Genomic DNA, 12,983 nt, shown 5'->3' with positions numbered 1-12,983 from the left:
CACGAGCCTTATCGTCGGCAGCGTCAGATGTGTTTAAGAGACAGCCCGGCAACGGCGGTTCGGCCGGCTCGACGGGCACGGGCGGCGGTTCCAGCGGTTATTGACGGTGTCGTGCCGGCGCGGCCGGCACGGCGCGATGGCGGCGCGGTTTCCCGGGACGGGCGCGCCGCCGCCACGCAGGAGGACATCATGCAATCGAATTCCCGGATTTTTGTGGACAACGACGAGATCGACGGCGATGCGAGCGACACGGACGATCTCGACACGACGGTCCACGTGGACGTCGAAACGGGCAGGGTCATGTTCCATGCGGCGTGGGCGAACGCCGTCGAAGCGCCGCCCGAGGCGGCCCGCCATTCGGTCGTGCTCGCGCTCGAATGCTCGACGATGGAACGCTACGCGGATCTCGACGAAGGCGCGCGGATGCGCGTCCACGCGATGCTGCATGACGCCGTGCAGCAGACGCTGGAACAGTTGCCCGATACCGACGAGAACCTGACGCTGACGGTCGAGCTGACCGACGCGATGCTCGACGCCGTGCGTCATCTGCAGTAATCGCACGGGATCGGCGCACGGCGTCGCGTTACATCCCGTTGAAATCTTTGCAGTAGCACGGGGCCCGGCGGCCGGGCAGCCCGCCGATCGCATTCGATTGCGGGTCGTTCCCCGGTGGCCGGAACGCATGCGCATCCGCGCCGGCACGTCCGCGCCGGCGGCCGCAGTCTGCGCGGCCGGAACGGCGCTTGCTGGGCGACCGACACGGCACGACGCGTGCCTTGTTCCTATTCCTTTCCACGGACCTTTCCACGGAGGCATCCATGAGCGGCAGGCTGGATCATTGCAAGGTAGCGATTCTCGCGGTCGACGGTTTCGAGGAAGCCGAGCTCGTCGAACCGCAGCGCGCGCTCGCGGCCGAAGGCGCGCAGGTGGACGTGATCTCGCAGAAGCAGGGCGAGATCCAGGGTTTCCGGCACGTCGACAAGGGCGAGCGCGTGAAGGTCGACCGCACGTTCGACGACGCGCGTGAAGGCGACTACGACGCGGTCGTGCTGCCGGGCGGTGTCATCAACGGCGACGCGATCCGGATGGTGCCGGCCGCGCGCGAATTCGTGACGGCGGCCGTCGGCGCCGGCAAGCCGATCGCGGCGATCTGCCACGGCGGCTGGCTGCTCGTGTCGGCCGGGCTGGTGGAGGGCAAGACGATGACGAGCTGGCCGAGCCTGCAGGACGACATCCGTCATGCGGGCGGCAAGTGGGTGGACGAGGAAGTCGTGCGCGACGGCAACCTGATCACGAGCCGCAAGCCGGCCGACCTGCCCGCGTTCAACGGTGCGCTGGTCGAGCGCCTCGCGTCGCGGGGGGCATGAGCCGATGTCGTCCGATTCCCCGCGCCCCGTGACGCTGACCGACGAACCGCCGACCTTCGACGGCGCGGCGCTGCAGTTGCGCTTCGTGGTCGAGGTCGACGGGGTGCCGCACGCCTGCGCGATCACGGTCGAGGCGCTGGAAGATCATTTCGGTGCGAAGTCCGCGCTGGAGGCCGATCTGCGCGACGCGTTCGAAAACGGCCGCGCGCGTATCGAAGCCGCGTGCGCCGACGTGCTGGCGAGCGGCAACCACGACGTGGTGCTGCACAGCGGGTATTTCCGTGCGCCGGCCGGGCGGGCGCGGGCCGGGTTGTTTCGCTCGCGGCGGACGTGAGCGGAGAGCGTTTTCCGGCACGTTTTCCGGCGCGTTCCTCGCACCTGGCGCCGGCCGTCGCCCGCCCTTACATGCCGTTGAAAACTTTGCAGCGGTTCACCCGCATTCCACGGTGCCACATGGCGCGGCGCGCGCACCGTACGGACGCCGGCCGCATGACGTCCCTTGGCACGGTCCCTGCATGCTCATACCGTCGCCGGCGCACGATTCGCGCCGCATGCCGATGCGACGCCGGTGTCGCATCGCGCGCAGCCGCCAACGGGGAAACGAGCATGCTGACCGCCCATGAATTCGCCGCGCTGTTCCTGGCGCATCACGCACCCGAACAGATCCAGATCGACCGCGACGACGTTCTCGCGCTCGTCGAACAACACCTGATCGTGCTGCAGCACGACGACGCGTCGGGCGCGCACCGACCCGCGTTGACCGCCGACGGACTGTCGGTCCTGCGGTGCGTGCAACGTCACGACGCCGCCGAATCCCATGGGATCGGCGTAAGCGACGCGGCCGACGCGTGACGCGCCGGCCCGCGCGCGCCGCTTACCGCGCGATCGCGACGGATGCGTTGACCTGCACGACCGGCGGCTCGCCGTCGAACGGCGGCGCGTACAGGAAGCGGTCGATCACGCCGGCCTCGAACAGCAGGCAGTAGGTCGAGCCGCCGAACTGGAAATAGCCGATCTCGTCGCCCTTGTCGACGCGCTGGCCCGGCACGACCTCGATCACGCACGACGACACGTCGCCCATCCCGACGAACACGGCCGCGACCGTCCCGATGCCGGGATCGTCGCAGGCGATCGCGACCACCGCGCGCGCGGCGACCGCCGTCATGTAGCCCTGCGAGTCGTTGAGGCCGGCCGGGTCGGGGCCTTCCGCTTCGGCGACCGAATAGTAGGCGCCGTCGACCCGATACGCATGCGTGACGACGCCGCGCACCGGCGCATGCCAGCGGTGATAGTTGTACGCACTGAGGTAGGCCTGGTAGACGTCGCCGCCGACGAAGCGCTCGGCGAGCGACAGCCATGCGGGCGTGAAGAGGTCGCGCAGCGAGTACGGTTGCGCCTTGATCCAGAACGTGTCGCGCAGCTTCACGTTGGTTTCGGTGTGATAGGGCGCGGCCTCGCACGCGCTGACGATCACGTGCGGATCGTCGGGCGCTGCGACCGGCCGCGCGCCGTCGCGAAAGCGCCGCGTGAAGAAGTCGTTCCACGAATCGAAGCCCCAGTGCGGCTGGTCCTCGCGATACTGGAACTGCGACAGCCCGAGGCGCTTGCGTGCCGCGTCGCAGAACCAGCCGTCGGGCGCGGCCGTGTCGAGATGCGCGCGCGAATGCGGGCCGCCGAGGAAATCGCACCATACGTTCAGCACGCGCTTCAACTGCGCGTTGACGGCCGCGTCGCGAAACACCGCGTGGCCCGACGGCATGCACATCGGCCAGTCGAAGAATGCGTTCAGCGGGCACACGATCAGGCTTTCCTCGCTGAACGGCGGCGTGTAGGTCATCAGATGGTCGAGCACGGTCATCAACTCGCCGATCGACGCATAGCCGAGCCGGTATCCCGCTTCGCGCGCCTCGTCGATCGCGCGGGTCAGGTTCATGCGCAGCACGGCGTTGTCGTCGAACAGCTGCGCGAGTTCCTGCACGGCGGGCGTACGCAGCCGGTCGCCGGCCTGTGCGCGCGCTTCGCTCGCGATTTTTTCGCGGAACGCGGCCATGTGCGCTTCCTCGCTGGCCATCCATCCGCCGAGGCGGCGGCGTGTGGCGGGCGGCGTGTTGCGATTCGTCGGCATCGTCACCTCCGGAACGGTTTCGGTCGAATCGGTGTAGCAAGACGCTTGCCCGGCGCCTGGCACCGAAATTGCTGCCTGCGGGCGACCGGTTACTTTCGATGACACAGGAGAAAAGCATGGCTACAGCTTCGAACGCACGACAGACGAACGACGCGGGATCGACGGACGAAGGCCGCCGCAGCGGCCAGCGAACCGTGACGCCGACGCGCACGCGGAAACGCCCGCAGGCTGCGGGGCCGCGCGACGACGCGCGGCGAGTTGGGCGCGGTGATGGTCGCGCGAGCGGAAACGGGCCGGTGACGCCGAGCCGCGGGGAAGAGGCGGGGAAACCGCTGTGGGAGGACGACCGCGGCGAGATGCCGCCGGAAGAGTGGTCGTGAATTGCCGACGCCCATCGTCGGGTAGCACGAAATCGTTTGCGAGCAGGTGTTTCGGTTGTAATTCGATTGCGCGTGCGCACAATCGATTTCGGTGACTCGGGGCTGGCACGCAACGGGCGTCGGCTTCAATGTCCAGTCCGCGCAGCAACGAGCACCGCAACAGGCAACTCGGCCAGACAGCGATCGAGCGCCAGCGTGCCGTCCGGCGCATCGATTGCTTGCGCCGCATTCAGTCCGTCCGTCCACGGTCCTGCCACGCCGCGCGGCAGCACGACCGCCGTATCGCGCCATTGCGCGGGCTCCACGCGCGGCAACCCCGGCGCTTCCCCCAGCAAGCGGCACGCGAGCCGGGTCGCGACCACCACCACGGTCGCCGCCTCATCACATCGCGCGAACGCGACCGCGTGTCGCGCGAGCGGGCCGCGCACCCGCAGCGGAACGTACGCGCCGTCCGCGAACGTCGCCGGCCAGCGCGCGCGCAGCGCCAGCATCCGCTCGATCAGCGCGCGCTTCACGCGCGCATCGGGCCACGTCGGCAGATACGACGCGACGGGGCCGTCGACCGGTTCGGCCGCCAGCGTCGCAAATGGCACGTCGCGCCGGTTGTCCGGATCGACGAGCGAGTGATCCCATCGCTCGGTACCTTGATACAGATCGGGCACGCCGGGCGACGCGTTGCGCAGCGCCGTCTGCGTGAGGCTGTTGACGACGCCGGCCGGCGCGATCCGCGCGACGAACGCGTGCAGCCGATGCGGAAAATCGCCGGCGCCGCGCGGCGTCAGGATCGCGCGGACGAACGCTTCGCAGTTGCGCTCGTAATCCGGCTCGGGCGCGAGCCAGTCGGTGTCCTGCTTCGCTTCGCGCAGCGCCTTCGTCTGCCATTGCACGACGCGCGTCGCGAGCGCGTCGAGGCCTGCCGCATCGTCGGGCGCGAGCGTCGGTGGCCAGCAGCCGACCAGCGTCTGGTACAGCATCGCCTCGGCGGCCGGCCCGGGCGTCCACGCGAGGTCGCGGTGCGCGCCGCCGCGATGACGGAGATTCAGCGCCGACCAGTCGAGCGACACCGCGCGCCACGCATCCGGCACCTCGCTCAGCACCGCGAGCCGTGCACGCGCATCCTCGCCGCGCTTGTGGTCGTGCGTGGCCGTCGCGACGAGCCCATGCGGGACGGTGCGCGCGCGGCGCCGGTTGCGCGCATGGAAGGCGCCGCGCGACAGGCTGAAGTCGCCGGCATCGGCGCCGACTTCGTTGCGCGACAGCAGCCGGCCGTAGCGATAGTTGGCGGTATCCTCGACGCCCTTCGCGGCCAGCGGCGCGGTGAGCTGCGCGAACGCGACGCGTGCCGCGACGAGCGCAGCGGCGTCCGCGCGCGGCACGCGCACGACCGGCAAGCCGAGCCACGCGGCGACGCGCTCCAGCGCGAACCGGTCGGTCGGATCGGCCGCTGCGTACGCACCTTCATACGCGCGGGCGAGTACGCGCCGGTCTGCGTCGGCCGGCTCGTCGCCCGGCGCCGGATACATCCGGTACACCGGCAATTGCACCGCGAGTTCGCCGAGCACGCGCTGGATCGCGATCCGGCTCACGTCGCGCGTCGCGGGCGACGCTCGTGCGATCTCGTGCAGCAACCGCGCGACCCGCGCATGCTCGACGGCGAGCTGGCGCATCAGCACGCGCCGCTTGCCGTCGAGCGCTTCCTGCGCGAACGTGCGCGCCGAACCCGACACGGCCGCCCAGTGCGCGGCGAGCGGCTCGGCGCCGGCCGGGTCGTGCAGCAGCGCGCCGACGTCGTTCATGAAGTCGTAGCCGGTCGTGCCGGCGACGGCCCAGTCGGCGCGCAGCGTCTCGCCCGGCGCGAGGATCTTCTCGACCACGACGTACGGCCGCGCGTCGCGCTGCGCGGCGAGCCGCGCATGCAGCCTGCGGCAATATGCGCGCGGATCGGCGAGGCCGTCGACGTGATCGACGCGCACGCCATCGACGAGCCCGGCGGCATGCAGGCGCAGCGGCAGCGCATGCACGGCGTCGAACACCGCGCCGTCTTCGACGCGCACGGCCGCGAGCGTCGCGATGTCGAAGAAGCGCCGCCAGTTCAGCTCGTCGGCGGCCGTGCGCCACCACGCGAGCCGGTAGTGCTGGCGTTCGAGCAACCGGTGCAGGCACGCGCGCGAGCGCGCGCGGCGCGGGTCGGCGCCGCGCAATACCGCGTCGAGCGCGTGCGGGCCGTGCGCGGCCGCATGATCGCGCAGCGCCGCATGGGCGGCGGCGAGCCGCGCGCTGTCGCGTGCCGGCGCGGCGTCGAAACGCTCGGCCAGCGCGTTCAGGTCCGCGCGGTTCGCGATGCGCAGGATCTCCGCGTAGGTGGCGACCGCGACCGGCAACCGCCGGCCGGGGCATGCGATATAGAAGCGGCCGGCGGCCGGATCGGCGCGCAGCGTGATGTCGCCGGCCGCGAGCGCGTCGCCGTACGGCGCGCCGAGGCAGGGCAGCAGCACCTTGCCGTCGAGCGCGGGGTCGGGCGGATGCCAGTCGATGTCGAAATAGCGTGCGTACGGGCTCGCCGGCCCCCATTCGAGCACGTCGTTCCACCAGCCGTTCGACGACCCGCCGACGCCCATGTGGTTCGGCACGATGTCGACGATCATGCCGAGGCCGGGCGCGCGCAGCGCGTCGACGAGCCGCATGAAGCCGGCTTCGCCGCCGAGTGCCGCGCCGAGCGCGCCGTAGTCGACGGTGTCGTAGCCGTGCAGCGAACCCGGCTCGGCCGTCGAGACCGGTGACAGGTACAGGTGGCTGACGCCGAGCCGCGCGAAGTAGTCGGCGTGCGCGGCCGCGTCGTCGAACGTGAAGCCCGCATGCAGCTGCAGTCGCAGCGTCGCGCGCGGGATCATCGGCGGCGCCCCTGCGCGCGGCGCGCATGCACGACGGCGGCGATGCGCGTGCGCACGTCGGCGTCGAACAGCGCGTCGATCGTGCGCGGCAGCCGCTGCCGCCAGTTCGGATGGCCGCACGGCGGCCCCGGCAGGTTCGGCTGCGCGTCGAGCGCGAGCAGATCCTCGAGCGGCAGCAGCGCGAGCGGCGCCGGGCCGCTCGCGACGTAGCCGAGGATCGCGTTCACCGGCGGCATGTCGGCCGGCGGCGTCGCGGCGTCGGCCGGCACGCACCCGGCCTGCTGCAGCGCGTGCCACAGCGCGGCGCGCTCGGTCGCGCGTTCCGCGTGAGCGGCGAGCAGCTCGGGCGGCGACGCCGGCGGCGGCGTCGGGTTGCCGGGTTCGGGGCGCTGCACGGTGTCGTGTCCGAACGCCATGCTTTGCACGATCTCATCCGAATCGTGTGCGCTCGCATCGTCCGGCGCCGGGGCGGCGACGTCGCGCGGTTGCGATTCGTCGCGTCGCTTCGCGGCTGCGGCGTCGGCCGCGACGCGCCGCCATCCGAGATCGACGCCGCGCCACCAGCCGGCCACGGTCGGCAAATCGTGCGTCGAGGTCGTCGCGATCGCATCGCGATCCCACGCGGACGGCGGGCGGAACGCACCCTGCGCGTCGCGCTCGAACCACAGCACGCGCATGCCCGCGACACCCTGCGCGCCGAGCCGTTCGCGCAACCCGGCCGGCACGGTGCCGAGATCCTCGCCGATCGCGATCGCGCGATGGCGCGCCGCCTCGAGCGCGACGATCCGCACCAGATCGTCGAGCGGATAGCGCAGGTACGCGCCGCTGCGCGGCGAGCCGCCGTCCGGCACGATCCACATCCGCGCGAAGCCGAGCACGTGATCGATGCGGATGCCGCCCGCGTGCGCGAACGCGGCGCGCAGCAGCTCGATGAACGGCGCGAAGCCATCCGCGCGCAACGCGGCGGGCGTCCACGTCGTCACGCCCCACGCCTGGCCGGCGGCGTTGAACAGGTCGGGCGGCGCGCCGAGCGACACGCCGCGCAGCAAGGTCGTGCCGTGCGCCCACGCGTCGCTGCCGGCGCGATCCGAGCCGACCGCGAGATCGGCGATCAGCCCGGTCGCCATGCCCGCGCCGCGCGCCGCGTGCTGCGCGTCGCCGAGCGCGCGCGACGCGCACCATTGCAGGAACGTGTGGAACGCGATCGTGTCGGCATGCGCATGCGCGAACGCGTCGACTTCCGCCGATCCCGGCGTGCGCCACGGCGCCGGCCACTGCCGCCAATCCGCGCCGATCCCGTGCTCGATGCAGAACGCCTGCAGCGCATCGAAGCGCGCATGCGCGTCGAGCGCCGCACCGCCCGCCGCGCGAAACCGCTGGTAGGTGTCGCGCGACGGGTCGTCGCTCGCGCGCCACGCGTCGAAGCATGCACGCAAACGGCGCAGCTTCATCGGCAGCACGCGAGGCCAGTCGATCAGCGCGGCGTCGGCCGTGGCGGCGGCCGCGGGATGCGACGCGGCGCCCGCGCCCGGCACCGCGTCGCAGTCGAGATACGCGACGTTGTGCCAGCGTCGCGACGACGGCGAATACGGGCTGTCGTGCGCGGGCAGCGCCGGATAGCCGGCATGCGTCGGGCTGATCGCCACCGCCTGCGCGCCGTGTCGCGCGGCCTGCGCGGCCAGCCGCGCGAGCGCCGTGTAGTCGCCCGCGCCGTCGTCGCCGGTGCGGCGCAGGCTGTAGAGCTGCGCCGCGATGCCCCAGCGGCGGCCCGCGTCATGGGTGCGGGCGAACGCGTCGAACGGGCGCGTGCGCGGCGGCGCGATCGCGAGCCCGATGCGCTGCTCGCCGATGTCGAGCGCGTGATAGCCGGGCATCGCGAGCGGCGGCAGCGTGCCGTGTTCGCCCGCGCCGCCCACGCGTCCGTCCACGTGCCCGCCGGTCTCGAGCGAGATCCGGAAGCGCGCGCCCGGCGGCGCGACGGTCGCGGGCAGCGTCAATGGCAGGCCGGCGTCGCCCGTCACGACGCGCGGCGGCGACGCGTTCGCGTCCGCGAGCGCCGCCGCGCTGTCGACCCGCTGGATCGCGGTGCCGCACGGCCAGCCGAGCGCATCGACGAGCGCGACGAGCGCGTCGTCGTCCACGCGTTGCGCGACGCCGCCCGCGTCGGTCCAGTCGGGTTCGAGGCCGGCCGCGCGGGCGAGCGCCGCGATCGGGACGTCGGTCGTCATGACGGGCTCCGTCCGTTCGCGCGGTGATGCCGCGCATCCTGGTTGACCGCGCCGTCGCGCCACGCGAGGCACGCGCGCGGCGGCACGTGTCCGCCCGGCAGCCGGTCGCGCGCGCGCGGCGGCGTCTCGAACACGATCTTGCCGACCGGCAGATCGGGCAGCGTCGCGTCGTGCGAGCCGAGATTCAGCGCGATCGTCAGCGTGCTGCCGTCGCCGAGGCGCCAGCGCGCGACGAGCGCGGGCGGGTCGTCGTCGCCCGCGAGCGGTTCGACGCCGAGCGACTGCGCGCCGGCCAGGTGTGGCGTCACGAGCGCCGCGCGCACGGCCAGTGCACTGCGATAGAAGCGCCGCCACGCGGCCGCGTCGGGCCACGACTCGTCGGGCGGATGGTGCGACGACGAGCGCACGAAGGTCGCGATGTCGTTCGGGTCGGGAATCGCGTCGCGATGCGCGGCGTCGGCGAACGCGGGAAACGCGGCGAATTCGCGACGCCGGCCGTCGCGCACCGCGTCGGCGAGCGCACCGCGATAGTCGGTGAAGAACTGGAACGGCTGCGTGCTGCCGTCTTCCTCGCCCATGAACAGCAGCGGGATCGACGGCGCGAGCAGCATCAGCGCGGTGGCCGCGCGCACCGCGTCGTCGTTCGCGAGCGCGCGCAGCCGCTCGCCGAACGCGCGGTTGCCGATCTGGTCGTGGTTCTGCAGGAACGCGACGAACGCGGTCGGCGGCAGGTGCGCGCTCGGCTCGCCGCGCGCGGCACCGTCGTGCAGCGGCGACGGTTCGCCCTGGTACGCGAAGCCTTCGCCGAGCGTGCGCGCGAAATGGCGCAGCGGCGCGTCGGCGTACGCGCGGTAGTAGCCGTCGCGCTCGCCGGTCAGCAGGACGTGCGCGCTGTTGTGGAAGTCGTCGTTCCATTGCGCATCGAAACCGCCCGGGCCCAGCAGGCTCGCGGTATTGCGTTCGTTCTCCAGCACGAGATGAACGTGGCGCGCGTCGCCCGCATGCGCGCGCACGCGACGCGCGAGTTCGCGCAGCCACGCATCGTCGTCGATCGCGTGCGCGGCGTCGATGCGCAGCCCGTCGAAACGGTATTCGTCGAGCCAGTACAGCGCGTTGTCGATGAAGAACGTACTCGTCTGCGGGCGCGAGAAGTCGATCGCCGGCCCCCACGCGGTCTGCCGGTCCGCGCGGAAGAACTCGGGCGCGTAGCGCGGCAGCAGGTTGCCTTCGGGGCCGAAGTGGTTGTACACGACGTCGAGGAACACCTGCAGCCCGAGCCCGTGCGCGGTATCGACCAGCGATTTCAGCTCCTCGGGCCGCCCGTACGACGCGTCGGGCGCGAACGGCAGCACGCCGTCGTAGCCCCAGTTGCGCGCGCCGGGGAACGCATTGACCGGCATCAGTTCGACCGCGGTCACGCCCAATTCGGCGATCGCCGGCAGCCGCCGCTCGACGGCCGCGTAGCCACCGCAGGCGCCGACATGCAGCTCGTACAGCACCGTCTCGTGCCACGGGCGGCCGCGCCATGCGTCGTGGCGCCAGCGGTACGCGGCCGGATCGACGACCTGGCTCGGGCCGTGCACGTCGTACGGCTGGAAGCGCGACGCGGGATCGGGCACCGCGAGCGCGTCGTCGAGCAGGTAGCGGTACAGCGTGCCGGGGCCGCACGGCGCGACCGTCTCGAACCAGCCGTCGCCGGCCGGCGTCATCGGCAGCGCGCGACCGCCTTCGTCCTGCAGCTCGACGGCGGCGGTGCGGCTCGCGGGCGCCCATAGCCGGAAGCGTGTGTGCTCGGCATCGATGCAGGTCGCGCCGAACGACGCTTCGAATGCATGCGTGCCGGTGGGGCGGGCGGAACGGGAAGTCATGGTGGTCCTCAGGAAGACTGGTCGGGCGGCACGGCGGCGACCGCGATTACGGCTGCATGGGCGGCGACGTCGAGCCCCGCTTCCGGCCACGAGCGCGGGCCCGAGTCGGGCGTCGCGGTGTCGAGCAGGATGCGGTAATCGAGCACGGGTGCGGGCGGCATGAACGTGATGGTGTCGGCCGATGCGTTCAGCATCACGAGCAACGCTTCGGTGCGTCCGGTGCGGCCGGTGCCGACGCGCCGCATGGTCAGCGCGCGGCGTTCGCCGTCCTCCCAGGCGGGCACGGTGAGCGCGTCGCCGCGTTCGTCGAACCAGTCGATCTCGCGCATGCCCGGCGCGCCGTCGCGGTCGCCCGACGGGTAGCGCGGTGCCGACATCACCGGATACATGCGCCGCAGCGCGGCGAGCCGCGACACGAAGCGGGTCATCTGCACGCCGTCCTCGCCGTGCGCCAGGTCCCAGTCGAGCCACGACAGCTCGTTGTCCTGGCAATACGCGTTGTTGTTGCCGTGCTGCGTGCGGCCGAATTCGTCGCCCGCCACGATCATCGGCGTGCCGAGCGCGGTAAACAGCGTCGCGAGCATCGAGCGCGCGACGCGCTGGCGCACGTCGCGGATCGCCGCGTCGTCGGTCGGCCCTTCGGTGCCCCAGTTCGCGCTGCAGTTGTCGTCGCGGCCGTCGCGGTTGTCCTCGCCGTTCGCGTCGTTGTGCTTGCCCGCATACGACACGAGGTCGGCGAGCGTGAAGCCGTCGTGCGCGGTGACGAAATTGACCGATGCCCACGTGCGGCGGCGCCCGTGATTGAACAGGTCGGCCGAGCCCGACAGCCGCGCGGCCAGTTCCGGGCGCTGCCCCGCGTCGCCGCGCCAGAAGCGCCGCACGGTATCGCGAAACCGGTCGTTCCATTCGGCGAAGCCGGGCGGGTGGCGGCCGAGCTGATAGCCGCCGGGGCCGAGATCCCACGGCTCGGTGATCAGCTTGCGCTGCGCGAGCACGGGGTCCTGCCGCAGCGCATCGAAGAACCCGGCGCCGGGCTCGAAGCCGTGATCCTCGCGGCCGAGCGTCACGCCGAGATCGAAGCGAAAGCCGTCGATGTTGAACGCGGTCGCCCAGTAGCGCAGCGAATCCATCACCATCTGCACGACGCGCGGATGCGACAGGTTCAGCGTGTTGCCGCAGCCGGTTTCGTCGACGTGGTAGCGCGGATCGTCGGGCCGCAGCCGGTAATAGCTCGCGTTGTCGAGGCCGCGCCACGACAGCGTGGGCCCGAGCTGGTTGCCTTCGCACGTGTGGTTGTAGACCACGTCGAGCACGACCTCGATGCCGGCCGCATGCAGCTGGCGGACCGCGATGCGCATTTCGTCGAGCCGCCGCGTCGTGAGATACGACGGCTCCGGTGCGAAGAACGCGGCCGTGTCGTAGCCCCAGTAGTTGCGCAGTCCACGTTTCACGAGCTCGCGCTGCTGCAGGAACGCGTGGATCGGCAGCAGCTCGACCGTCGTCACGCCGATCGACAGCAGGTGATCGATGAACGCCGGATGCGCGAGCGACGCGAACGTGCCGCGCTCCGGCGGGCGCAGCCCCGCGCGGCGCATCGACGCGCCGCGCACGTGGGTCTCGTAGATCACGGTGCTGCGCCACGGCACGTTCGGGCGGCGGTCGTTGCTCCAGTCGAATGCTTCGTCGACGACCACGGCCTTCGGCATCGCGGGCGCCGAATCGCGGCGGTCCATCGACAGGTCGGCCCGGTTCGAATGCACGCGATAGCCGAACAGCGCGTCCGACCAGCGGAACTGGCCCACCAGCTTGCGCGCGTACGGGTCGAGCAGCAGCTTGGTCGGGTTGAAGCGATGGCCGTGCTGCGGCTGGTACGGGCCGTCTGCACGGAACCCGTACACGGTGCCCGGATGCGCGTTGGGCAGGTAGCCGTGCCACACCTCGTCGGTGCATTCGGGCAGGTCGAGGCGCGCGAGTTCCTTGCGGCCGGTCGGATCGAACACGCACAGCTGGATGCGATGCGCGTGCGCGGAAAACACCGCGAAGTTGGTCCCGAGGCCGTCCCAGGTCGCGCCGAGCGGATAGCTGCGGCCGGATTCGAGACGGGTGGGCAGGGCGGTCGGCATG

Annotated in this window: 9 protein-coding genes; 4 read left to right on the top strand and 5 right to left on the bottom strand. The window is 71.8% G+C overall.

What is annotated here, in order from left to right; genetic code table 11:
• The first annotated feature begins 189 nt into the window (after positions 1-189).
• From H0X91_RS30755 to H0X91_RS30740, 4 genes are all read left to right on the top strand, one after another.
• Positions 190-555 carry a DUF3022 domain-containing protein gene (locus H0X91_RS30755; protein WP_006498323.1) on the top strand — a complete coding sequence of 122 codons (366 nt, stop codon included), beginning with the start codon at positions 190-192 and terminating at the stop codon, positions 553-555.
• A gap of 263 nt (positions 556-818) precedes the next feature.
• On the top strand, positions 819-1,367 hold the full coding sequence (locus H0X91_RS30750; protein ID WP_034203625.1) for a type 1 glutamine amidotransferase domain-containing protein: 549 nt from the start codon (positions 819-821) through the stop codon (positions 1,365-1,367).
• Positions 1,368-1,371: 4 nt separating this feature from the next.
• Positions 1,372-1,701 carry a DUF1488 domain-containing protein gene (locus H0X91_RS30745; RefSeq protein ID WP_006498321.1) on the top strand — a complete coding sequence of 110 codons (330 nt, stop codon included), beginning with the start codon at positions 1,372-1,374 and terminating at the stop codon, positions 1,699-1,701.
• Positions 1,702-1,973: 272 nt separating this feature from the next.
• On the top strand, positions 1,974-2,219 hold the full coding sequence (locus H0X91_RS30740; protein WP_006498320.1) for a hypothetical protein: 246 nt from the start codon (positions 1,974-1,976) through the stop codon (positions 2,217-2,219).
• A gap of 22 nt (positions 2,220-2,241) precedes the next feature.
• On the opposite strand, the gene H0X91_RS30735 is transcribed toward H0X91_RS30740, so the two are convergent.
• The 5 genes from H0X91_RS30735 to glgX all read right to left on the bottom strand — a co-directional run bounded on the left by H0X91_RS30735 (position 2,242) and on the right by glgX (position 12,982).
• On the bottom strand, positions 2,242-3,492 hold the full coding sequence (locus tag H0X91_RS30735) for a phosphatidylserine decarboxylase family protein (RefSeq protein ID WP_058903961.1): 1,251 nt from the start codon (positions 3,490-3,492) through the stop codon (positions 2,242-2,244).
• A gap of 505 nt (positions 3,493-3,997) precedes the next feature.
• Positions 3,998-6,763 carry a malto-oligosyltrehalose synthase gene (gene treY, locus H0X91_RS30730; protein WP_196433617.1) on the bottom strand — a complete coding sequence of 922 codons (2,766 nt, stop codon included), beginning with the start codon at positions 6,761-6,763 and terminating at the stop codon, positions 3,998-4,000.
• Positions 6,760-8,991, bottom strand: a complete 2,232-nt coding sequence (malQ, locus tag H0X91_RS30725) for a 4-alpha-glucanotransferase (RefSeq protein ID WP_196433616.1) — start codon at positions 8,989-8,991, stop codon at positions 6,760-6,762. The genes treY and malQ overlap by 4 nt, the downstream gene beginning before the upstream one ends.
• On the bottom strand, positions 8,988-10,859 hold the full coding sequence (treZ, locus tag H0X91_RS30720; RefSeq protein WP_060214427.1) for a malto-oligosyltrehalose trehalohydrolase: 1,872 nt from the start codon (positions 10,857-10,859) through the stop codon (positions 8,988-8,990). Before treZ ends, malQ begins: the two co-directional genes overlap by 4 nt.
• Before the next feature lie 8 nt (positions 10,860-10,867).
• On the bottom strand, positions 10,868-12,982 hold the full coding sequence (gene glgX, locus H0X91_RS30715) for a glycogen debranching protein GlgX (protein ID WP_196433615.1): 2,115 nt from the start codon (positions 12,980-12,982) through the stop codon (positions 10,868-10,870).
• Between the last annotated feature and the right edge of the window lies 1 nt (position 12,983).

The sequence above is a fragment of the Burkholderia sp. 9777_1386 genome (genome assembly GCF_015712265.1).
Taxonomy (GTDB): Bacteria; Pseudomonadota; Gammaproteobacteria; order Burkholderiales; family Burkholderiaceae; genus Burkholderia; species Burkholderia cenocepacia.
The sequence above is the reverse complement of the archived record's forward strand: the minus strand, read 5'-3'. Positions and strand labels throughout refer to the sequence as shown.